Origin of the sequence: Yersinia aldovae ATCC 35236 (genome assembly GCF_000173735.1) — a bacterium.
GTDB classification, from domain to species: Bacteria; Pseudomonadota; Gammaproteobacteria; order Enterobacterales; family Enterobacteriaceae; genus Yersinia; species Yersinia aldovae.
In genome coordinates this window covers 1-22,327 of the sequence record NZ_ACCB01000030.1, presented here as the reverse complement: position 1 = coordinate 22,327, position 22,327 = coordinate 1, and the positions used below count along the sequence as shown (strand labels likewise).

Sequence of the window (22,327 nt, the reverse complement as noted above, 5' to 3'; positions counted from 1 at the left end):
TGACCGCTAACTAGATGAATAATAAGAAAAGCCTCCTTAAGTGAACGGAGGCTTGAATAGACACAAACATCAATGAGACTAATTTATTATGCAGCTTCAATTTGCCGTGGTTTAGCCGGCTGCTTTACGGCGGGTTTCGCTGCCAAGGCATCTGCTTCAAATTCATCGACATTAATTGAACGCAAACGGCTATGTTCTGCTTTGGTCAGAATGGCCGCTTCTTCGGCATTGATTTTACCTTCAGCTAATGCCTTTTGCGCCAGTATATCCAGGCGGGTGAATGGCAAACCTCTACCCGCTTCTTTGCTCAAACGCTTGTGGATAGGCTCCGCCGCAATCACATCTTGCAATGCTTCTTCCAGCAAACCAACTGGGTTAAATTCACTCGGTGTCAGGTACTGACCACGACCAATACGGCTACGAGTGGCAGATGGAACTTGTAATAGTTGTGCTAACTGATGGTCCAGACGGTCTGACGGCGCTTGATGTACGCGACCAAATGGGAACACCACGAACCGCATCAACCCGGCGATAAGGCCATTGGGGAAGTTACGCAGCAAATCATCCAGCGCTTGTTCCGCCTGATTCAGCGCATCCTGCACCCCCCAATGCACCAGTGGTAAGTCCTCTTTCTGACGGCCTTCATCTTCATAGCGTTTCAACGTGGCTGAGGCCAGATACATTTGGCTAAGAATATCCCCCAAACGGGCAGAGATACGCTCACGGCGTTTCAGGCTGCCACCCAGCACGCCCATTGAGACATCTGACAGCAATGCCAGATTAGCGCTCAGGCGGTTCAACTGCTGGTAATAACGGCGGGTACTGTCTTTAGTTGGTGTGGCACTGGTGCGGCCATTGGTCAGGCCCAACCATAAGCTACGTACCTTGCAGCTACCGACATGGCCCAGATGGCCAAACAGCGCTTTATCAAAGGCAGAGACATCATTAGATTGCGCCGCCGCCATTTCATCCAGTACAAACGGATGGCAGCGGATAGCGCCCTGGCCGAAGATGATCATGCTGCGGGTTAGGATATTCGCGCCTTCCACCGTGATACCGATTGGTGCACCTTGGTAACCACGCGCCACAAAGTTTGCCGGGCCAAGGCAGATGCCTTTACCACCGGCGATATCCATCGCATCCATCACCGCACGTTGACCACGGTGGGTACAGTGATATTTGACGATAGCAGAGAGCACTGCCGGTTTTTCACCCAACATAATACCGCTGGTAATTAAGGTGGCAGCGGCATCCATCACATAAGCATTACCGGCAATACGTGCCAGCGGCTCTTCAATCCCTTCCATTTTACCGATTGAGATTTTGAATTGACGGCGAATATAGGCATAAGCGCCAATACCCATTGCCACACTTTTCAAGCTGCCTGTGGCGTTGGACGGCAAGGTAATGCCACGACCAACCGACAGACATTCCACCAGCATCCGCCAGCCCTGACCGGCCATTTTTGGCCCACCGATAATGTAATCAATGGGGACAAAGATATCGTTACCACGCGTTGGGCCATTCTGGAACGGCACGTTTAGCGGGAAGTGGCGGCGGCCAATTTCTACCCCTGGAGTGTTGGTTGGGATCAGCGCACAGGTAATGCCCAAATCAACGGTGTCACCGATCAGATGGTCAGGGTCAGACAGTTTGAATGCCAGCCCTAGCACCGTGGCGATGGGCGCGAGAGTGATATAGCGTTTGTTCCAGGTCAGCCGCATCCCGAGAACCTGTTTACCTTGCCATTCACCCATGCAAACTGTACCGGTATCCGGAATCGCACCGGCATCTGAACCCGCTTCGGGACTGGTTAGGGCGAAACAAGGGATTTCATCGCCACGGGCCAAACCCGGCAGGTAATGATTTTTTTGCTCTTCAGTACCGTAATGTTGCAGTAATTCGCCGGGGCCAAGAGAGTTAGGTACGCCGACGGTGATGGCCAATATGCCAGACACGCCAGACAGTTTTTGTAGCACTCGTGCCTGAGCATAGGCTGAGAACTCAAGGCCGCCGTACTCTTTCTTAATGATCATCGCGAAGAAGCGATTTTCTTTCAGATAGGCCCACAGCTCTGGCGGCAGATCAGCCAACTCATGGGTAATCTGGAAATCATTGGCCATACGACAGGCTTCTTCGACCGGCCCATCAATAAAGGCTTGCTCTTCTGCGGTTAATTGCGGTTTTGGATAGTTATGCAGTTTTTTCCAGTCTGGTTGGCCCTGGAACAAATCGCCTTCCCACCAGGTGGTGCCCGCATCAATCGCTTCTTTTTCGGTGCGAGACATGGCGGGCATGACTTTACGGAAAATGCGTAACGCTGGGGCTGAGAACAGAGACTGGCGCAGTGGAGTCAGGGTCAGTGGCAGCAAAACAATCACCAGCGGCAATAATGCCCAGTATGACCATAACTGCGCCGCACCCATTGCTGCGGTATAAACCACAAGAATCAAACTACTGAGGTAAAGGTTCACCCGGTGATAGAACAACACACTAATAAGAACCAGCAAGGCAACAATGCTTAGAATCATCATAATGAAGCTCCTGAGATGTAGGAGGTCTGACCTGTTGAGTGATACATTTGTTGTAGTTCATTCCATTATTTTTATCAATACCATTACATGTTATTTACAACTAATCTCACAAACTGACCGCATTAAAGGTTAAAAGCCTGCGGTCAAATTCATCACAGCGCTTCTCGCTGTTTATGCGATCCGGTACACTGGCGACGGACAAATATTGATGGCATAGAACGATAAAGAGGCTCCCATGTACCATGATTTAATCCGCAGTGAACTGAACGAAGCCGCAGATACATTGGCAAACTTTCTAAAAGATGATGCCAATATTGATGCCATTGAGCGCGCAGCCGTGTTGCTGGCTGATTCTTTTAAAGCTGGTGGTAAAGTATTGTCATGCGGTAATGGCGGTTCCCATTGTGATGCTATGCATTTTGCCGAAGAGTTGACTGGCCGCTATCGTGAAAATCGCCCAGGTTATCCTGCGATTGCGATTTCCGATGTCAGCCATCTCTCTTGTGTCAGTAATGATTTTGGTTATGACTACGTTTTCTCACGTTATGTCGAAGCGGTAGGTCGCGAAGGTGATGTATTACTGGGCATTTCCACCTCAGGGAATTCTGGTAATATCATCAAAGCGATTGATGCTGCTCGCGCTAAAGGCATGAAAGTCATCACGCTGACCGGCAAAGATGGTGGCAAAATGGCAGGTTCTGCTGATATTGAAATCCGAGTTCCTCATTTCGGTTATGCCGATCGTATCCAGGAAATTCACATCAAAGCAATTCACATCTTGATTCAATTAATCGAAAAAGAGATGGTAAAAGCCTGATGTACTGGGGTGATCAACGAGTGTTGATCACCTTGAATGTGGGTGATCGGTATGGCGATTGGCCGGTATCAATCGTAGCTTAAAGGTTTATACCCAAACTCATCGGTGTTGCTGGTGGGCAGCAAAAAAGCAAAGCCCGTAGAGCGGATTTAAGTCAGTGATTCGGATGACGGCCACCGGTGCAACGTCAACAACAAAGGGTATATGCGCGGAGGACTATATGTGCGAACTGCTCGGGATGAGCGCGAATGTGCCAACAGACATTTGCTTTAGCTTTACCGGCCTGGTGCAACGTGGTGGGGGAACTGGCCCACATAAAGATGGCTGGGGAATTACTTTCTATGAAGGTAATGGTTGTCGCACGTTTAAAGATCCGCAACCGAGTTTTAATTCACCCATTGCCCGTCTGGTGCAGGATTACCCGATAAAATCCTGTGCGGTGGTTTCCCATATCCGTCAGGCTAATCGCGGTGAGGTGGCGTTGGAAAATACCCATCCGTTTACCCGCGAAATGTGGGGGCGCAACTGGACTTATGCCCATAACGGCCAGCTCAAAGGTTATCGCCAATTGGATACCGGGACTTTCCGGCCGATAGGTCAAACAGACAGCGAATATGCATTCTGCTGGTTACTTAATCAACTGGCAAAACGCTACCCTCGCACCCCAAGTAACTGGCCGGCAGTATTCCGTTATATCGGCACCTTATGCGAACAGTTACGGGCAAAAGGGGTATTTAATATGTTACTGTCGGATGGCCGTTTTGTGATGGCATTTTGCTCGACCAATCTCTATTGGATTACTCGCCGTGCGCCTTTCGGCAAAGCAACATTGCTAGATAGGGATGTAGAAATTGATTTCCAGCGCCAGACCACACCCAATGATGTGGTTACGGTGATTGCCACAGCGCCACTGACCGCAAATGAAACCTGGCACAAAATTGCACCAGGTGAGTTCGCATTATTCTGTTTTGGTGAGCGAATTTGATTGGGTCAGTACATATTGTGTTGCTGGCTCACTGGAGACCGGAGGGCGGCTCAACACATACTGCCCATTGATCACCGCAACTGACGGTGGCATCCGGTTCTTGGCAAAATAAGCATATCCCGGCTGCAACTGACGCCAAAAGTTGTAATCAGATGAGTTACGGTGGCGCTGCATGTTCTGTTCTGTCATGCGGAAAGGATAAATACTGATATCCACCTTTTCCTGACCGAAGATAAATGCCGTCTGTACGTAGTTAAATATCTCGTCCATATAGGCATCAGTCATGGCATAACAGCCGATTGATTTACATGCGCCGTGGATCATCAGATATTTCCCTGAATAGCCCTGCGATTTATCATATTCATTTGGGAAGCCAATATTGATTGCCCGATAAAACTTACTATCGGGTTTCAAATGGCGCATATTTACAGTGTAAAAACCTTCCGGACTCTTAAAATCCCCTTCACGGCGTTTCGGCCCAAGGCCACCGGAGAATTCACAGATACGATAGCTTTGTACCAAACGATATTCGCCCTGTAATCTGGCATATAATTCCAGAGTACGTTCTTCTTTGAAGATCTGAATATAGACTGATGAACCGAGTAATTGCTGTTTTAGCTCTTTGGATACCGCCACAGGCTCACTGGCTGAGCTAATGAACGAAACCGCAGGCAAACAAATTATCGCTGCAAACATTATCGTTGCAAACATTCTCGCCGCAAACGACGGCGCAATTTTGCCCATTTATTATTCCTACTTATATTATGTAAATTCTGCCACTGCATCTTTTGATTTATAGGCGCAGATTATCAGTCAGAAAATTTTTAGCAATATATGTTTGTATAAAATAAACACAAAGTCGGTAAAGGTGAATTAGCAATACGGTTTTACCGAGTATATACACAAATTAACCGTAATTTATTTGTGTTTGCTTGACCTGGGTCACTGCATTTGTCAGACACTGCGAGATGGAAATGCTAAAATCATGCGCTTCTGGTCACCCACATCTGTCATGCTATTTCAGTCTATTTTATCTTCAGGCATTCAATTCGGGTATCAGTATTAATTTCCGAGATTCTTTCAGCTAAAACCACGATGATAGGATGGTTTTGTAGTAAAGCGCCGTTTAACTGTACTGTGAATGGATCTCATTTTTACGCCGCTGTACGCTGTTGGCTTATGTGCAGCATCTGATATAACTAATGAAGTCGTTTAAACCTATGATTAAAATAAAGAAAGGGCTAGACCTTCCCATCGCTGGAGCACCTGTTCAGGTAATAGAGGAGGGGCCTGCTATTCATCATGTAGCGCTACTCGGTGAAGAGTATGTCGGTATGCGGCCTTCAATGCTGGTGCAAGAAGGTGATTGGGTTAAGAAAGGCCAGCCGCTATTTGAAGATAAAAAAAATCCCGGAGTGCTGTTTACCGCACCTGCCAGTGGCAAAGTAAGTGCCATCAATCGTGGCGAGCGCCGGGTATTGCAATCCGTTGTGATTGATATTGACGGTGATGAGCAGGTTCCTTTTGAGCATTTTGATGAAGCCACCCTCAATCAACTGAGCCGCGAACAGGTACAACGCCAATTGCTGGCTTCTGGCTTATGGACTGCACTACGAACCCGTCCTTTCAGCAAAACACCGGTACCTGGCAGTAGCCCGCGGGCTATTTTTGTCAGCGCAATGGATACCCAGCCACTGGCGGCCAACCCGCAGGTGATTATTGCCACTGAGTTGGCGGCTTTTAACCACGGTTTAACCGTTCTTACCCGGCTGACTGAAGGTAAAGTGCATGTTTGCCATGCGCCGGGGCAGGCTACTGTTGGGCATACCAGCGCTCAGGTGACGTACAATGAGTTTTCTGGCCCACATCCCGCGGGGTTGGTTGGTACTCACATTCATTTCCTCGAACCGGTCAGCCTGCGCAAAATGGTTTGGCATGTAGGCTATCAGGACGTTATTGCCATCGGTAAACTGTTTACCCGTGGCGAGCTTTGTACCGACCGTATCGTCGCTCTGGCAGGCCCGCAGGTAAATCAACCGGTGTTACTGCGCACCCGCTTAGGTGCCAGTTTATCTGAACTGACCGCCGGTAAGCTAAAAGAGGATGATAACCGCATCATTTCAGGTTCGGTGCTCAGTGGCACTGCCTCTTCAGCTACTCATGGCTATCTTGGGCGTTTTCATCAGCAAGTGTCGGTTATCCGCGAAGGGCGAGAAAAAGAGCTATTCGGCTGGGTGATGCCGGGCCGTGATAAATACTCAATCACCCGCACCACGCTAGGCCATTTCTTCAAACATAAGCTGTTTGCATTCTCTACCGATATGCATGGCGGTGAGCGCTCGATGGTGCCAATTGGTAACTATGAGCGAGTGATGCCACTGGATATTCTGGCCACCCATCTACTGCGTGACCTGCTATCTGGCGATACTGACAGTGCGCAAGCGCTGGGATGCTTAGAGTTGGACGAAGAAGACTTGGCTTTATGTACATTTGTTTGCCCCGGCAAGTACGAATACGGCCCGGTACTGCGCGACATACTGACCAAGATTGAGCAGGAAGGATAACTGATGGGCTTGAAAAATTTTCTTGAGAAAATCGAACACCACTTTGAAGCGGGTGGCAAATTAGAAAAGTACTATCCGCTCTATGAAGCGGCTGCCACTATTTTCTACACACAGGGTAAAGTCACCCCCGGCGCTTCTCACGTTCGCGATGCTATCGATTTAAAGCGGATGATGATTCTGGTGTGGCTGGCGGTATTCCCCGCCATGTTCTGGGGTATGTATAACGTAGGGTTACAGGCTATTCCGGCCTTAAATCAGCTCTACAGTGGCGCAGAGTTGCAACAGGTTATTGCTGGTGATTGGCATTATCGCCTGGCGCAAATGTTAGGTGCATCACTGACGCCAGATGCTGGCTGGATAAGTAAAATGGTGCTGGGGGCCGCCTATTTCCTGCCGATTTATGCGGTGGTGTTCTTGGTGGGGGGCTTCTGGGAAGTGGTCTTTTCCATTGTCCGTAAGCATGAAATCAACGAAGGCTTCTTTGTTACCTCAATCCTGTTCTCTCTGATTGTGCCACCGACATTGCCATTATGGCAGGCGGCGTTGGGGATCTCTTTCGGTGTGGTTATCGGTAAAGAGATCTTCGGGGGGACCGGGCGTAATTTTCTGAACCCGGCACTGGCGGGGCGTGCTTTCCTGTTCTTTGCTTATCCGGCTCAGATATCAGGTGATTTGGTTTGGACTGCGGCGGATGGTTTTTCCGGTGCGACCCCATTGTCGCAATGGAGTGTCAACGGTAGCCACAGTTTAATTAACAGCATCACTCATCAACCTATTACGTGGATGGATGCTTTCCTCGGAAATATTCCCGGTTCTATTGGTGAAGTTTCCACGCTGATGATCCTGATTGGCGGTGCCATTATTCTGTTTGGTCGTGTGGCATCCTGGCGGATTGTGGCCGGTGTGATGATCGGGATGATCGCAACTGCTTGTCTGTTTAACTGGATAGGTTCTGCCACCAATCCGTTATTTGCTATGCCGTGGTATTGGCATCTGGTTCTGGGCGGTTTCGCTTTCGGCATGATCTTTATGGCCACCGATCCGGTATCCGCTTCCTTTACCAATAAAGGTAAGTGGTGGTATGGCGGTCTGATTGGTGCAATGTGTGTGTTAATCCGCGTTGCGAATCCGGCTTATCCGGAGGGAATGATGCTGGCGATTCTGTTCGCCAACCTGTTTGCGCCACTGTTCGATTATGTGGTTGTTCAGGCCAACATCAAGCGGAGGAAAGCCCGTGGCGAGTAATAAACCAAGAAATAATGACAGCATCGGCAAAACGTTGCTGGTGGTGATTGTGCTGTGTCTGGTGTGCTCAGTCGTCGTGGCTGGCGCTGCGGTTGGCTTGAAAGCCCGGCAACAAGAACAGCGGCTGCTGGATAAGCAGCGTAATATTCTGGCAGTAGCCGGTTTGCTGCAACCAAGAATGCCGGCAGAAGACGTGCAGCGAGAGTTTGCAACACGAATTGAACCTCGGTTGCTTGATTTGCAAAGTGGTGAGTTTATTCAACAAGACCCTGCAACATTTGACCGTACTCAAGCATTGCGCGATAACCAAATGAGTATCGCACTGACCCCCGCGCAAGATATCGCCGGTATTCGCCGTCGCGCTAACGTGGTTGAAATCTATCTGGTGCGTAGTGAAAGTGGGCAAGTTAACAAGATAGTTCTTCCTATCTATGGCTCAGGTTTGTGGTCGATGATGTATGCCTTTGTCGCGATTGACACTGATGGCAAAACAGTACGCGGCATCACCTATTATGATCAAGGTGAAACGCCAGGGCTGGGTGGCGAAATTCAGAACCCAATCTGGCGTAACCAATGGATTGGTAAGCGGCTATTTGACGATCAAGGGCAACCGGCTATTCGTATTGTTAAAGGGCGTGCACCTGAGGGTGATCCTCATGCAATAGATGGTTTGTCAGGAGCGACGCTGACCTCCAACGGAGTGCAAAACAGCTTCGATTTCTGGCTCGGTGAAAACGGCTTTGGCCCGTTCCTGAAAAAAGTACGCGAAGGAGCGTTAAAAAATGGCTGATACCAAAGAGATTAAGCGGGTTTTATTCGGGCCGTTATTTGATAACAACCCGATCGCATTACAGATTCTAGGCGTGTGCTCAGCGCTGGCAGTGACCACCAAATTGGAAACAGCCTTAGTGATGACACTGGCTGTTACCTTGGTGACCGCGTTTTCCAGTTTCTTTATCTCATTGATTCGAAATCATATTCCAAACAGTGTGCGGATTATCGTTCAGATGGTGATTATTGCCTCATTAGTCATTGTGGTCGATCAGATCCTGCGCGCTTATGCCTATGAGATATCCAAGCAGCTATCCGTATTTGTTGGCCTGATTATCACCAACTGCATTGTGATGGGGCGTGCTGAAGCTTATGCGATGAAATCCCCACCCATAGAAAGCTTTATGGATGGCATCGGCAATGGCTTGGGCTATGGCGTGGTGCTAGTACTGGTCGGTTTTGTCCGCGAACTGATTGGCTCCGGTAAGTTGTTTGGTGTGCCGGTATTGGAGACAGTGCAGAACGGTGGCTGGTATCAGCCGAACGGATTGTTCCTGCTGGCACCTAGTGCATTCTTTATCATTGGTTTGCTGATTTGGGGTCTGCGCACCCTGAAACCTGCGCAGATTGAGAAGGAGTAATTGACGATGGAACATTACATCAGTCTATTTGTCCGCGCAGTGTTTGTGGAAAATATGGCATTAGCGTTCTTTTTGGGCATGTGTACTTTCCTGGCGGTTTCAAAGAAAGTATCAACCGCTTTTGGTCTGGGGATTGCGGTAACCGTGGTCTTGGGCATCGCAGTGCCGGCTAACAATTTGGTTTATAACCTGGTGTTGCGTGATGGTGCGCTCGTTGAGGGCGTTGACCTCAGCTTCCTGAATTTCATCACTTTTATCGGCGTTATTGCCGCTATCGTACAAGTGCTGGAGATGATCCTCGATCGCTACTTCCCTGCACTGTACAACGCGCTGGGAATTTTCCTGCCACTGATCACCGTGAACTGCGCCATTTTTGGCGGGGTATCATTCATGGCACAACGTGATTACAACTTCCCTGAGTCAATTGTCTATGGTTTTGGCTCCGGTATTGGTTGGATGCTAGCCATCGTCGCGTTAGCGGGTATTCGCGAAAAAATGAAATATGCCAATGTGCCTGCGGGCTTACAGGGGTTAGGGATCACCTTTATCACCACCGGATTGATGGCATTAGGTTTTATGTCTTTCTCCGGCGTGAACCTATAAAGGCAGGAATAATTGATGGAAATAATTCTGGGTGTAGTGATGTTCACCCTCATCGTGCTGGCATTGACGGTGATGATTTTATTCGCCAAATCAAAATTGGTGAATACTGGTGAGATTACCGTTGATGTTAATGACGATGCGGATAAAAGTTTTACCGCGCCAGCAGGCGATAAACTGCTGAATATGCTTTCCAGCCAGGGCATCTTTGTGTCTTCAGCCTGTGGCGGTGGTGGCTCTTGTGGGCAGTGCCGTGTGACAATAAAAGAAGGTGGCGGTGATATTCTGCCAACCGAACTTTCTCATATTTCCAAGCGTGAAGCGAAAGAGGGTTGTCGATTGGCTTGTCAGGTTAACGTGAAGCAGAACCTGAAAATTGAGTTGCCGGAAGAGATTTTCGGTGTGAAGAAATGGACTTGCGAAGTTATCTCTAATGATAATAAAGCCACATTTATCAAGGAATTGAAGCTGAAAATTCCTTATGGTGATGTTGTTCCTTTCCGTGCCGGTGGATTTATTCAGATTGAAGCTGAACCGCATACGGTCAAGTACGCAGATTTTGATGTGCCGGCGGAATATCGTGGTGACTGGGATAAATTTAATTTGTTCCGTTTCGAGTCGGCGGTTAGTGAGCCAACCGTGCGTGCTTATTCTATGGCAAACTATCCCGAAGAGCGTGGCATTATTATGCTTAACGTGCGTATTGCCACACCACCACCGTCATTACCCGATGCGCCTCCGGGGATAATGTCCTCGTATATCTGGTCATTAAAACCGGGTGATAAAGTGGTTATATCGGGGCCATTTGGTGAGTTCTTTGCCAAAGATACTGATGCGGAAATGGTCTTTATCGGTGGGGGCGCGGGGATGGCACCGATGCGTTCACATATTTTTGATCAGCTCAAGCGGCTACATTCGAAACGTAAAATCAGCTTCTGGTATGGTGCACGTTCGCGCCGCGAAATGTTCTATGAAGAAGATTTTGATCAGCTACAGGCTGAGAATGAGAATTTCCGTTGGCATGTTGCGTTGTCTGATCCACAACCCGAAGACAACTGGACGGGTTATACCGGTTTTATTCATAACGTGTTGTTAGAGAATTACCTCAAGAATCACCCCGCGCCGGAAGATTGTGAATTCTATATGTGTGGCCCGCCGATGATGAATGCGGCCGTTATCAAAATGCTGAAAGATCTTGGTGTGGAAGACGACAATATTATGCTGGATGATTTTGGTGGTTGATTTGCCACCACTCGGCTTTTTACAGTAATTGGGGATATTGTGCAGAAATATATAACGCATTGGCTAATGGCGGTGGTCGGGGTTTTACTGCTCTCAGGGTGTGGTCCTGAGCAAATCAATCTCGAAGGTAAAACGATGGGAACCTCATATTCAATTAAATATGTTAGTGACTCATCCACCCCCGGCGCAGAGCAATTACAGCAGGAAATCGACCTGGAATTGGAACGGGTTAATGATCAGATGTCGACTTATCGGCCTGACTCGGAACTGAGTCGTTTCAATAAAAGTCGCGAATTGAACACACCGTTCCCGGTTTCAGCTGTGACCGCTAAAGTGGTGCGTGAGGCTATTCGTATAAACCGTCTGACTGATGGTGCACTGGATGTCACCGTTGGGCCGTTAGTCAACTTATGGGGTTTTGGCCCTGAAGGGCGGCCAGATGTTGTTCCAACTGATGCGGAAATAACCACTCGTCGGGCATGGGTTGGTATTGATAAGCTGGCCGTGGAGCAGGGGGCTTTAGTCAAACGGCTCCCTGAGTTGTATGTCGATCTCTCATCAATTGCGAAAGGATATGGGGTTGATGTGGTTGCCGAATATTTGGAAGCACAGAATATCACCAACTATATGGTTGATATCGGCGGTGAGGTGCGGACTCGCGGTAATAATGGGGAAAATAAACCCTGGCGCATCGCCATTGAGAAACCAGTTGCTGGCTCAGCACAAAATGCTCAAGAGATTATCGAACCGGGGCGAATGGCAATTGCAACCTCAGGGGATTATCGTAATTACTTCGAGCAGAATGGTGTGCGTTACTCACACACGATTGATCCAGAGACAGGGCGGCCAATTAATCATCGGCTGGTATCAATAACTGTGTTAGATCCAAGCTGTATGACAGCAGACGGTCTTTCTACCGGTCTGGATGTCCTTGGGCCTGAACGCGGGATGGCCTTGGCCAACTTGCTGGGGATTCCGGTATTTATGATAGTCAAAACAGACGAGGGATTTGAGGAGCGTTATTCTGATGCATTCAAACCCTATCTGCAAAAAAGGCCATAGCAGGAGGGGATATGTTGACAACTTTTATCGCATCTTTTGTCTTTTTTCTCTTGGTCATCGGCGGGATGTCGTTAGGTTATATCGTAAAACGTAAAACCTTGCAGGGCAGTTGCGGCGGAATTGGAGCTTTAGGGATGGAAAAGGCATGTGATTGCCCAGAGCCTTGTGATTCTCGCAAGAAACGGTTGGCTAAAGAGGCTGCTCGTCAGAAGAAGCTAGAGCAATATCGTATCTTATAAAAGATATTATAGATCACGATATGGTCAATACAGTGGTGGTTGTGTATAAAAATTAGTTATATACGACTGGATCATATACAGAAGAAAAACCCCAAGGGCCTGTACCGGATTTTGTGTAAATGCCTTTTTATAAATACTCAGTCAACCTCTCTGGGTATTTAATCATAAAGTGGTTTAACGCCTGACGCCAGTTATGGATCGGCAGATCCATTTCGCTGAGGCTGACTCGATGGCCAGATAAATGACCTTCAGGGCTGACTGATCGTGTGAAAATATTTTACGCTTCTTGATGGCTTTACGGATCATGCTGTTCAGTGATTCAATCCCATTGGTTGTATAAATAACCTTCCTGATTTCATCAGGACAGGAGAAAAATGTTGATAAGTCAGCCCAGTTTCTGCGCCATATTTGTGACACTGTCGGATATTTATCATCCCAACGTAACTCGAACGCTTCCAGCTCCTGCAAAGCAGCCTCTTCCGTCGCCGACCGGTAAATAAGTTTAAGGTCTGCACATAAGGCTTTTTGGTCTTTCCAACTGACATATTTTACCGAGTTACGCACCCTATGGACGATGCACAACTGGACCGATGTCTGAGGGTAAACGGTATTTACCGCCTCTGGGAAGCCCTTCAGGCCATCGACGCAGGCAATGAGGATGTCGTTTAGGCCACGATTTTTAAGCTCAGTCAGTATCGATAACCACGTCCCCGCCCCTTCGGTATCGGCGATCCACAGGCCCAGACATTCCTTCTGGCCCGCCAGATTAACACCTAACGCAATATAGACAGATTTGTTGATAACCCGTTTATCCTGATGCACTTTAATGACAATACAATCCCTATAAACAATAGGATACAGACTATCCAGTGGGCGATTACGCCAGGTTGTGACTTGCTCTATTACCGCGTCTGTCACTTTGGATATCAGTGTTGGGGACACATCTGCATCGTAAAGTTTTTTAAACATGTTGGTAATCTCTCGGGTGGTCATCCCTTGAGCATAAAAGGCTAAAATTTGCTCATCAAACCCAGTCAGTCGGGTTTGCCCTTTTTGAACAATAATGGGGTCAAATTCACTGTTGCGATCACGGGGCGTCTCGATGGCCAGCTCGCCGTACTGTGAAGTGAGCATTTTGGGTGAGAAGCCGTTGCGACTCTTACCACTTCCTCGGCCTTCAGTGGTACTTTAGCATAGCCGAGGTGGTGTTCCATCTCAGCGTCCAACGCGGCTTCTACCGTCATTTTGACGAACTGGTTGAGGATCTTATTGAGGTCAGCTTCAGTTTTGATATCTTTTGCCAGTTCACCCGTAATCTGACGCAACATTGCGAGCTGGGGAGTATCCGGTGTTCGAGGTTTTTTCGCCATGACTCATATCCTTTTTGACTTAACACGCTATAGGAATATAAGCATTTACACAATTTTCAGGACAGGCTCGAAAAACCCCCAGCCAAATAATAATTAACTGGGGGTTTTGTATTTACTTAGTGAAGAGTTTATTACTTATCTGGTTTTTCTGGTCTGCTTTCTTGGCTTACGGCGTTAAAGCTATTATTCATCATGTTCTGATTTGTCGCTATACCCGTCGTGTTACTTTTTGCTTATACATTCTTATTTGTTAGCTATATCTTTAAAAAGTGCAGGGGAATCAACCATGACACCATTTACCTGTAGTTCTTTTGCTTTCTTATAGTCTTCAGCGGTATTTATCCCGAAGAAAATGATATGTGCATTACTGTTTCTTCTAAAGCAGTCCATCGCTTCTTTGTCCCAGCTTAACACTGCGTCAGAACTTGCTGTACCCAAGGTATATTCTTCCACAACTTTTACTTTGCGATGCAGCTCTAAACCATACCAACGCTCTTTATCATCTGCCGGTAATTCACACTTGTGATCCATCGTGATATTCGCTAATTGAGTACGAGTATAGTTACGGCTTTCGAAAAGTTTGACTTTATGTGAAGCATCGCTCTCTTTATTAACCTCATTCAACGCGTTTAGATAGTTATCATCCGTAGAGTAAACTCGGGTACGCGCAAAGCGGTTTTTCTCACCTTTAGAGGGAGTTGAAAGCGTTTTTTGCAAGGCTTTGGCGAATGTTTCAGGATTGGCATCAGGTGATTTAATATCCAGATAAAATGTGGTGTCAGGATATTTCTTTAGCACTTCATCAAGAGTAGGAATGCCAATATGTGAATCAGGTTTGCCCTGAATATTATGTTTCTTATTAAAGGCAACGCTGGCATCCACTTTAGCGAGTTGTTGGGCGGTATAACTGGAAATCGCTCCTGACTTATCCGTCAATTCTTTAAGATCCGAAGGGCGATAGAGGACAGGAATAATATCTTTAGATAACTGTAATGTGATCCATATAGCATTCGCACCATTAGACAACGCCTTATCGATTGCCGGTAAGGTATTTTCAGGAGCATCGGCGGTCCCTGCACGGTGTGCAATAATTTGTGGTGCAGGGAGTGTGACTGATTGAGCGTTAACGATAAAAGTAGCTGTGAGCAGTAAGGTAGCCATTATATAATTTCGCATGATATATAGTTTCCATTCATTATTTTATAATGAATTTGTGAGATGAAGGGTAATCATATAACTAACTTTTTTCGACACTGTCGAATTTAATCATTTTTTATTAAAAATAAATAACAAAATGCTAAATTAAGCCAATAACAGAATTGAATTCTGTTATTGGCTTAATTTGTTGTCATTTTGATTAGGAAAATCACTAAATGTATCTTACTTCACTTTCGCGGTTCTGCCACTTGATATCGCTAATCATTGGGGAATTGCGTCTAAATTGATATTCTTACTCAGATTAATCTCCCTTGTGTGATGAGAGATTTCTGCTTAAATCTTAAAAACCATTAGTTAAGCATGATGTCATTGGTTTAGTGTTATATCGGATTCTATCCGGTTATGCACCTCTATGTGCCAGATTTTAAGAAGGAATGTTGCGTGTCGAAATTGCGGGTTGGTGTGATCTTTGGTGGTAAGTCGGCTGAACATGAAGTGTCATTGCAGTCGGCCAAAAACATCGTTGAGGCGATTGATAAAGAAAAGTTCGATGTCACGCTATTGGGGATTGATAAGCAGGGTCAATGGCATGTTAACGATGTATCCAACTACTTGTTAAATGAAGAAAATCCGGCGCTGATCTCGCTAAATCACTCAAACAAAAATGTCGCATTGATTCCAGGCCAACAACGTCAGCAACTTATCGCTGCGGATAATGGCAGCGCACTGGCTCAACTGGATGTTATCTTCCCGATTGTGCATGGCACGTTGGGCGAGGATGGGTCATTGCAGGGCCTGCTGAGAATGGTAAATATTCCGTTTGTCGGTGCTGGTGTTGTGGGGTCTGCGGTTAGCATGGACAAAGACATGACCAAACGCCTGCTACGTGATGCTGGGCTGAACGTTGCGCCATTTATCACGCTGACTCGCACCAATAAAAACAAATACCGCTTCGAAGCGATAACCGCAAAACTGGGTTTACCCCTATTTATCAAACCGGCAAATCAAGGCTCGTCAGTTGGCGTGAGTAAAGTACGCAATGAGGACGAATATCATCAAGCCATTGCGTTAGCGTTTGATTTTGACCATAAAGTGCTGGTGGAGTCTGCCATCGTTGGGCGAGAGCTTGAATGCGCAGTTTTGGGTAATGATGATCCACAAGCCAGTGTCTGCGGTGAGGTAGTGATCAGTGATGAGTTTTACTCTTACGAGACCAAATACATCAATGAAACCGGTGCGCAGGTGGTGATTCCTGCGGTGATAGACAATGCAGCCAGCCTGAGAATTCGCACTGTGGCGCTAGAGGCCTTTCGTGCGCTGGAATGCCTTGGTATGGCGCGAGTTGATGTCTTTTTAACACCGGATAATGAGGTTATTGTTAATGAGGTCAATACGTTACCAGGTTTTACCAATATCAGTATGTATCCCAAGTTATGGCGTGCCACGGGCGTGAGTTATACGCAACTGATCACCACACTGATTGAGTTGGCCTTGGCGCGTCATCAGCAAGATAAGTCACTGAAAAATTGTATTTTTAACCACTGTTGAGTGTTGTGATCTCCGCCATGTTGAGGTTGCCTGTTCCGCCGTCTTACCCCTGAATTTCAAGTTGTAAGACGGCGGGGGGCGCTGAAGATGGCCCCATTAGCAATCTGTTACGACGATATTACTCAGGCTCACCAGTGCCTTATCGAAGGGCCGTTTTGGTCTGGCTGCAAATTAGGATAATCTTGAATTCTCCCTGCGAATAACTGTATACTTGTACAGTTGTTTGGGCGGGGGGGAAAGATAACATGCGGAAGATTATTCATGTCGATATGGATTGCTTCTTCGCGGCGGTTGAAATGCGTGACGACCCCAGCCTGCGTGATATCCCCATTGCGATTGGTGGTAGCCGAGATCGGAGAGGCGTTATCAGCACGGCTAATTATCCGGCCAGACGATTTGGTGTGCGCAGCGCGATGCCAACGGCAATGGCGCTCAAGTTATGCCCACAACTCAAAGTGATCCCCGGCAGAATGGCGGCTTATAAAGAAGCCTCACTGCATATCCGTGAAATTTTCGCCCGCTACACCCCACTGATTGAGCCGCTGTCGCTGGATGAAGCCTATCTGGATGTCTCTGATTGCACCTTGTGTAGTGGTTCCGCTACCTTGATCGCACGAGAGATCCGTCAGACCATTTATGATGAACTGAATCTTACGGCTTCTGCCGGTATCGCCCCGATAAAGTTTTTGGCCAAAATCGCTTCAGATTTGAATAAGCCGAATGGTCAGTATGTGATTACGCCTGACCAGATCTTACCTTTCTTATATGAACTGCCGCTGAGTAAAATTCCCGGCGTCGGGAAAGTGACCGCTAAACGCTTACAAGAATTGGGGCTGGCAACTTGCGGTGATGTACAAAACTATTCACAGGCTGAATTACTAAAGCGGTTTGGCAAATTTGGTCGCGTGCTGTGGGAGCGCAGCCACGGCATTGATGAGCGCGGAATATCGCCAGACCGGTTACGTAAATCGGTCGGCGTTGAGCAGACGCTAGCCGAGGATATTCACGATTGGGAAAGCTGTGAATCATTGATTGAGCAGCTTTATGTTGAATTGGAAACCCGCTTACGCAAGGTCAGGCCAGACCTGCATATTGCACGTGAGGGCATTAAATTGAAATTTCATGATTTTCAACAAACTACGCAGGAACATGTCTGGCCCGAGCTGAATAAAGCAGATTTACTGCAAGTGGCACGCATGGCCTGGGATGAACGACGCGCCGAGCGCGGTGTGCGGCTGGTGGGGCTGCATGTCACGTTGCTCGACCCACAACTTGAACGGCAATTGCTGTTAGATTGGGAATAGTGCTGCCAATAAAAACGGCGGGCCTGAGCGCCGCCGTTATAACATAAAAAACAATCAGGTTGGCTTATGCACGCTCTGGAATGGCCTTCAGCAGTGCGGTCAGTAACTGCCAATATTGACCCACACTTTCGATATGAACCTGTTCATCCGGTGAATGCGGGCCGGTCATGGTTGGCCCAATGGAAACCATATCCATATCTGGGTAAGGTTTTTTGAACAAGCCACACTCCAGACCGGCATGGATAACCATGATATTGGGTGTTTTATTAAACAGCTTCTGGTAGGTTTCGCGCACCAGCGCCATCACCGGCGATGTTGGATCAGGCTGCCAACCAGGGTAGCCCCTTTCGGTGCCGTTTGCGCGCCCGCTAACTGACCAATGGCAGTTAACATGCTCACCACATAATCTTTGCCGCTGTCGATCAGTGAACGAATCAGGCAGACAATCTCTGCTTCGTTCTCATTCATGGTCACCACACCGACGTTCAGTGAGGTTTCTACCACGCCCTTAACGGCATCACTCATGCGAATGACACCGTTTGGTGTGGCGTTCAATAGTGCTACCAGACGCTGTTGCGTCTCTTTGGTCAGCGCTTTTGCCTCGCTAGAAACTGGCTCAAGCACAATGGTCAGATTTTTTTCAACCGCAGCCAGTTCGTTTTTCAACGTTGCCAGGTACTCTTGGCTCAGGCTTTTCAACTGATCCACTTTGTTTGCGGCAATCGCCAGGGTGACAGAACCTTCTCGTGGAATAGCGTTACGCAGCGTGCCGCCATTCAAATCCAATACCCGCAGGTCCAGATCTGTTGCGTGTTCAAACAAGAAGCGCGCCAGCAGTTTGTTCGCATTGCCCAAACCTATATGGATATCGGCACCAGAATGGCCGCCTTTCAAACCCTTAATCGTCAGTTTCAGCGTCTGATAACCGACGGGGATTGCTTCGCGCTTTAGGGCTAAGGTGGTAATAAAATCAATACCACCTGCACAACCCATATAGATCTCACCTTCCTGTTCGGAATCGGTGTTGATCAGAATATCGGCGTTCAGCCAGTTGGGTTGCAGGCCGAACGCACCGTCCATGCCGGCTTCTTCGGTCATGGTCAACAGCACTTCCAGCGGGCCATGTTCAACGCGTTCATCTGACAGCACTGCCAGCGCAGAGGCCATTCCAATGCCATTATCCGCCCCTAATGTGGTGCCACGGGCTTTAACCCATTCACCGTCGATATAAGGCTGGATGGGATCTTTGGTAAAGTCATGTACCGTATCATTATTTTTCTGCGGCACCATATCCAGATGCGCTTGCAGCGCCACAGGCTTGCGGTTCTCCATCCCTTTGGTGGCGGCCTTACGCAGCAGGATATTACCGACCTTGTCGCGTTCGGCGTACAGCCCTTTTTCCTTGGCCCAGGTCATAATATGTTGTGCCAGCGCTTCTTCATGGTAAGACGGATGGGGGATAGAGCAGATTTTTGCGAAAATATCCCACAACGGCTGAGGCGAAAGTTGAGACAGTTCAGACACTGTAAGTCTCCTGTAACAGCATACTCATATCGGCAGCCTCGCAAGGGAGGTGTCAGAGGTGCTATTGGGTTGATGACTAAAGATTTTAAGGGTGATGACAAACCGCCATCGGGATGGCGAGATAGTTTGAGAATATCACTTTCATTGGCATCGTGCGCGTGCCGCCGCACGATTACCGCATTCGTTTCGATTAATTAGCCCGATAATTGCTGGTTTTTATCCGCCTGCCTCACTATAATCTCGCGCAACCTTTTTTCCCCTTTTGATTCATGGCAAGCCACTTCTTAATACTGGCTGGGATTACACTTTATGAGCGAAAAATACGTCGTTACCTGGGATATGTTGCAAATTCACGCCCGTAAATTGGCGCAGCGTTTACTGCCTGCGGATCAATGGAAAGGCATCATCGCGGTTAGCCGTGGTGGCTTAGTACCGGCGGGTATTTTGGCGCGTGAGCTGGGTATTCGTTATGTTGACACCGTTTGCATCGCCAGCTATAACCATGATAACCAAGGCGAACTTAAAGTTCTGAAACGTGCTGAAGGTGATGGTGAAGGCTTTATCGTGATTGATGACTTAGTTGATACTGGCGGCACGGCGAGAGCTATTCGCGAAATGTATCCTAAAGCACATTTTGTCACCATTTTTGCCAAACCCGCAGGTAGTCCATTAGTTGATGACTATGTAATTGATATCCCTCAGGATACCTGGATAGAACAACCGTGGGATATGGCGGTAACCTTTGTTGCCCCACTCAGCGGTAAGTAATTTAGTTCGCTTTCAATGCCCGGTGCTTACCGGGCGTTTCATTTTCCCCGCAGTATGAGTACACTTGACCCCATCTGACCAGCCCTTAACGGGCCTGAATCACGGCTTATGGAGGCTATTGTTATCATGGCACAAGCCAACCTTTCTGAAATTCTGTTCAAACCAAAATTTAAACATCCTGAAACCTCAACGTTGGTGCGGCACGCGCATTGCAACAATGCAATGAATGTTCATTCGGCACTGGATGGTGATACTACCAGCCATTGGTACCGCATGATCAACCGCCTAATCTGGACCTGGCGTGGTGTTGATCCCCTTGAAATTGAAGAGGTTTTATCGCGCATTGCCTGCTCGAAAGCAGAGCACAGTGATAACGAATTGCTCGATACCGTGGTGGGTTACCGTAACGGTAACTGGATCTACGAGTGGGCGCATCAGGGAATGTTGTGGCAGCAAAAAGCCATGGAAGAGGCTGAGCCGATAAACGCGGGCCAATATTGGCTGAATGCGGCTAACTTATACAGTATTGCTGGCTACCCACATCTGAAAGGGGATGAGTTGGCTGAGCAGGTCGAGGTGATGTCTAACCGCGCGTATGAAGAAGCGGCTAAACATCTGCCTTACACCTTGAAAGAACTCAGTTTTGATATCTCAGATGGCGGTACGCTTACCGGGTTCTTGCATATGCCGACGGTCGGCAGCGCCCCCTTCCCGACAGTATTGATGTGCGGCGGGTTGGATACCTTGCAAAGTGACTATCATCGCCTGTTTCGCGACTATCTGGCCCCCAAAGGGATCGCGATGTTGACCATCGATATGCCATCGGTCGGGGCTTCATCACGCTGGAAACTCACTCAGGATACCAGTTTCCTGCATCAGCAAGTATTGCAGGCATTGCCGAATATTGCGTGGGTTGACCATCAGCGCGTCGGTGTATTTGGTTTCCGCTTTGGTGCCAATGTGGCGGTGCGTTTGGGGTATTTGGAGCCGCAACGTGTGCGCGCTGTGGCGTGCCTGGGGCCGATCGTTCACCACCTTTTATGCAACGCAGATAGTCAGCGCAAGGTTCCCGACATGTATATGGATGTGATGGCCAGTCGCTTAGGTATGGCGGATGCTGCGGATGAAATACTTAGAGCAGAAATGAACCGCTATTCTTTAAAAACTCAAGGATTATTAGGGCGACGCTGCCAAACGCCAATGTTGGCGGGTTTTTGGGAGAATGATCCGTTTAGCCCGAAAGAAGAAGCTAAACTTATTTGTTCTTCCTCTGCCGACGGTAAACTGCTGCCTATACCATCAACGCCGCTGTATGACAATTTCCACCGTGCATTACTGCAAACCAGTCAGTGGTTAGAAGATAAAATGCGTTAATGAGTTGCTAATTTTTAGCAGTTTGCTACAAAGGATCTTCTACATAAGGAGATTTAAGAATGACGTCAACCAGTGCTCATCCTAAAAGTAAGCTTATGAAACGATTTGCAGCTTTAGGGCCATATCTACGTGAAGGGCAGTGTCAGAACGACCATTTTTTCTTTGACTGTTTGGCGGTGTGCGTCAATGTGAAACTTGCTCCAGAGAAGCGTGAGTTCTGGGGATGGTGGTTAGAGCTGGAACCGGCGGCTGACCATTTTACCTATGTTTACCAGTTTGGCCTGTTTAATAAAGACGGTAACTGGAAAGTAGAAAAGATTAAAGATTCTGAAGTACAAGAGAAACTGGAAACTACATTGCGCGGTTTCCATCAACGTCTTAAAGAGATGCTTACCTCGATTGAAATGAGACTGGAGCCAGCACAAGATTTTAGCGAGCAACCCGTGAAGTTGTCGGCATAAGAATAGGCCTGTTTAACTGGCATTGCAGGCTTGTACCCTAAATAATTCGAGTTGCGGGAAGGCGGCAACGGAGAGACAAATCGGCCGGAACCGATTTGAACAGCATTTATGCTAGTCCGC

At 47.8% G+C, this 22,327-nt stretch carries 18 protein-coding genes and 2 pseudogenes; 15 read left to right on the top strand and 5 right to left on the bottom strand.

Features of this window, described 5'->3' with window-relative positions; all coding sequences use genetic code 11:
• Positions 1-86: 86 nt before the first annotated feature.
• Positions 87-2,534, bottom strand: a complete 2,448-nt coding sequence (fadE, locus tag YALDO0001_RS13925; RefSeq protein WP_004704039.1) for an acyl-CoA dehydrogenase FadE — start codon at positions 2,532-2,534, stop codon at positions 87-89.
• 235 nt (positions 2,535-2,769) lie between these two features.
• Here fadE and lpcA point away from each other — a divergent pair, with 235 nt between their 5' ends.
• A complete protein-coding gene (gene lpcA, locus YALDO0001_RS13920; protein ID WP_004704038.1) occupies positions 2,770-3,351 on the top strand; it encodes a D-sedoheptulose 7-phosphate isomerase in 582 nt (193 codons plus the stop codon).
• Positions 3,352-3,571: 220 nt separating this feature from the next.
• Positions 3,572-4,336 carry a class II glutamine amidotransferase gene (locus YALDO0001_RS13915; protein WP_004704037.1) on the top strand — a complete coding sequence of 255 codons (765 nt, stop codon included), beginning with the start codon at positions 3,572-3,574 and terminating at the stop codon, positions 4,334-4,336.
• On the opposite strand, the gene dpaA is transcribed toward YALDO0001_RS13915, so the two are convergent.
• On the bottom strand, positions 4,310-5,080 hold the full coding sequence (gene dpaA, locus YALDO0001_RS13910) for a peptidoglycan meso-diaminopimelic acid protein amidase (protein ID WP_042840094.1): 771 nt from the start codon (positions 5,078-5,080) through the stop codon (positions 4,310-4,312). The genes YALDO0001_RS13915 and dpaA overlap by 27 nt on opposite strands.
• A 476-nt stretch (positions 5,081-5,556) precedes the next feature.
• On the opposite strand from dpaA, the gene YALDO0001_RS13905 reads away from it, so the two are divergent.
• The 8 genes from YALDO0001_RS13905 to nqrM are packed head-to-tail and all read left to right on the top strand — an operon-like array spanning position 5,557 to position 12,700.
• Positions 5,557-6,900 (top strand): Na(+)-translocating NADH-quinone reductase subunit A, encoded by a 1,344-nt coding sequence (locus tag YALDO0001_RS13905; protein ID WP_004704035.1) that lies wholly within the window; start codon positions 5,557-5,559, stop codon positions 6,898-6,900.
• 3 nt (positions 6,901-6,903) lie between these two features.
• Positions 6,904-8,145, top strand: a complete 1,242-nt coding sequence (locus tag YALDO0001_RS13900) for an NADH:ubiquinone reductase (Na(+)-transporting) subunit B (protein WP_004704034.1) — start codon at positions 6,904-6,906, stop codon at positions 8,143-8,145.
• Positions 8,135-8,935, top strand: a complete 801-nt coding sequence (locus YALDO0001_RS13895; RefSeq protein WP_042840093.1) for a Na(+)-translocating NADH-quinone reductase subunit C — start codon at positions 8,135-8,137, stop codon at positions 8,933-8,935. The genes YALDO0001_RS13900 and YALDO0001_RS13895 overlap by 11 nt, the downstream gene beginning before the upstream one ends.
• Positions 8,928-9,557, top strand: a complete 630-nt coding sequence (locus YALDO0001_RS13890; RefSeq protein WP_042840092.1) for an NADH:ubiquinone reductase (Na(+)-transporting) subunit D — start codon at positions 8,928-8,930, stop codon at positions 9,555-9,557. The genes YALDO0001_RS13895 and YALDO0001_RS13890 overlap by 8 nt, the downstream gene beginning before the upstream one ends.
• 6 nt (positions 9,558-9,563) lie before the next feature.
• On the top strand, positions 9,564-10,160 hold the full coding sequence (nqrE, locus tag YALDO0001_RS13885; RefSeq protein ID WP_004704031.1) for an NADH:ubiquinone reductase (Na(+)-transporting) subunit E: 597 nt from the start codon (positions 9,564-9,566) through the stop codon (positions 10,158-10,160).
• 15 nt (positions 10,161-10,175) lie between these two features.
• Entirely contained in the window at positions 10,176-11,399 is a 1,224-nt protein-coding gene (nqrF, locus tag YALDO0001_RS13880; protein ID WP_004704030.1) for an NADH:ubiquinone reductase (Na(+)-transporting) subunit F, read from the top strand.
• 39 nt (positions 11,400-11,438) lie between these two features.
• On the top strand, positions 11,439-12,461 hold the full coding sequence (locus YALDO0001_RS13875; RefSeq protein WP_004704029.1) for an FAD:protein FMN transferase: 1,023 nt from the start codon (positions 11,439-11,441) through the stop codon (positions 12,459-12,461).
• 11 nt (positions 12,462-12,472) lie between these two features.
• On the top strand, positions 12,473-12,700 hold the full coding sequence (gene nqrM / locus YALDO0001_RS13870) for a (Na+)-NQR maturation NqrM (protein ID WP_042840090.1): 228 nt from the start codon (positions 12,473-12,475) through the stop codon (positions 12,698-12,700).
• A 127-nt stretch (positions 12,701-12,827) separates the two neighbouring features.
• On the opposite strand, the pseudogene YALDO0001_RS13865 reads toward nqrM, so the two are convergent.
• A pseudogene (locus tag YALDO0001_RS13865) lies at positions 12,828-14,028 on the bottom strand (IS256 family transposase).
• Positions 14,029-14,313: 285 nt separating this feature from the next.
• Positions 14,314-15,231 carry a glycerophosphodiester phosphodiesterase family protein gene (locus YALDO0001_RS13855; protein WP_004704026.1) on the bottom strand — a complete coding sequence of 306 codons (918 nt, stop codon included), beginning with the start codon at positions 15,229-15,231 and terminating at the stop codon, positions 14,314-14,316.
• A 438-nt stretch (positions 15,232-15,669) separates the two neighbouring features.
• Here YALDO0001_RS13855 and ddlA point away from each other — a divergent pair, with 438 nt between their 5' ends.
• A complete protein-coding gene (ddlA, locus tag YALDO0001_RS13850; RefSeq protein WP_042840087.1) occupies positions 15,670-16,776 on the top strand; it encodes a D-alanine--D-alanine ligase in 1,107 nt (368 codons plus the stop codon).
• Between the two features lie 245 nt (positions 16,777-17,021).
• Positions 17,022-18,080: a DNA polymerase IV gene (dinB, locus tag YALDO0001_RS13845; RefSeq protein WP_004704024.1), complete on the top strand. Its 1,059-nt coding sequence runs from the start codon at positions 17,022-17,024 to the stop codon at positions 18,078-18,080.
• A 64-nt stretch (positions 18,081-18,144) separates the two neighbouring features.
• Here dinB and pepD read toward each other — a convergent pair.
• Positions 18,145-19,604, bottom strand: a pseudogene (gene pepD / locus YALDO0001_RS13840) (beta-Ala-His dipeptidase).
• Between the two features lie 309 nt (positions 19,605-19,913).
• Between pepD and gpt the strand changes: the two are divergent.
• The 3 genes from gpt (at position 19,914) to crl (ending at position 22,207) form a co-directional block, all read left to right on the top strand.
• Entirely contained in the window at positions 19,914-20,372 is a 459-nt protein-coding gene (gene gpt, locus YALDO0001_RS13835; RefSeq protein ID WP_004704022.1) for a xanthine phosphoribosyltransferase, read from the top strand.
• A gap of 126 nt (positions 20,373-20,498) precedes the next feature.
• Positions 20,499-21,746: an esterase FrsA gene (gene frsA / locus YALDO0001_RS13830; RefSeq protein ID WP_042840105.1), complete on the top strand. Its 1,248-nt coding sequence runs from the start codon at positions 20,499-20,501 to the stop codon at positions 21,744-21,746.
• Positions 21,747-21,805: 59 nt separating this feature from the next.
• Positions 21,806-22,207 carry a sigma factor-binding protein Crl gene (crl, locus tag YALDO0001_RS13825; protein ID WP_042546673.1) on the top strand — a complete coding sequence of 134 codons (402 nt, stop codon included), beginning with the start codon at positions 21,806-21,808 and terminating at the stop codon, positions 22,205-22,207.
• Positions 22,208-22,327 lie beyond the last annotated feature (120 nt).

Bases quoted from the DNA above. Each gene is read 5' to 3' on its own strand.
- nqrF (WP_004704030.1), top strand. From the start codon at position 10,176: ATGGAAATAATTCTGGGTGTAGTGATGTTCACCCTCATCGTGCTGGCA.
- nqrE (WP_004704031.1), top strand. From the start codon at position 9,564: ATGGAACATTACATCAGTCTATTTGTCCGCGCAGTGTTTGTGGAAAAT.
- dpaA (WP_042840094.1), bottom strand. From the start codon at position 5,080: ATGGGCAAAATTGCGCCGTCGTTTGCGGCGAGAATGTTTGCAACGATA.
- fadE (WP_004704039.1), bottom strand. From the start codon at position 2,534: ATGATGATTCTAAGCATTGTTGCCTTGCTGGTTCTTATTAGTGTGTTG.
- gpt (WP_004704022.1), top strand. From the start codon at position 19,914: ATGAGCGAAAAATACGTCGTTACCTGGGATATGTTGCAAATTCACGCC.
- YALDO0001_RS13900 (WP_004704034.1), top strand. From the start codon at position 6,904: ATGGGCTTGAAAAATTTTCTTGAGAAAATCGAACACCACTTTGAAGCG.
- frsA (WP_042840105.1), top strand. From the start codon at position 20,499: ATGGCACAAGCCAACCTTTCTGAAATTCTGTTCAAACCAAAATTTAAA.
- dinB (WP_004704024.1), top strand. From the start codon at position 17,022: ATGCGGAAGATTATTCATGTCGATATGGATTGCTTCTTCGCGGCGGTT.
- YALDO0001_RS13915 (WP_004704037.1), top strand. From the start codon at position 3,572: ATGTGCGAACTGCTCGGGATGAGCGCGAATGTGCCAACAGACATTTGC.
- YALDO0001_RS13905 (WP_004704035.1), top strand. From the start codon at position 5,557: ATGATTAAAATAAAGAAAGGGCTAGACCTTCCCATCGCTGGAGCACCT.
- crl (WP_042546673.1), top strand. From the start codon at position 21,806: ATGACGTCAACCAGTGCTCATCCTAAAAGTAAGCTTATGAAACGATTT.
- YALDO0001_RS13890 (WP_042840092.1), top strand. From the start codon at position 8,928: ATGGCTGATACCAAAGAGATTAAGCGGGTTTTATTCGGGCCGTTATTT.
- lpcA (WP_004704038.1), top strand. From the start codon at position 2,770: ATGTACCATGATTTAATCCGCAGTGAACTGAACGAAGCCGCAGATACA.
- nqrM (WP_042840090.1), top strand. From the start codon at position 12,473: ATGTTGACAACTTTTATCGCATCTTTTGTCTTTTTTCTCTTGGTCATC.
- YALDO0001_RS13855 (WP_004704026.1), bottom strand. From the start codon at position 15,231: ATGGCTACCTTACTGCTCACAGCTACTTTTATCGTTAACGCTCAATCA.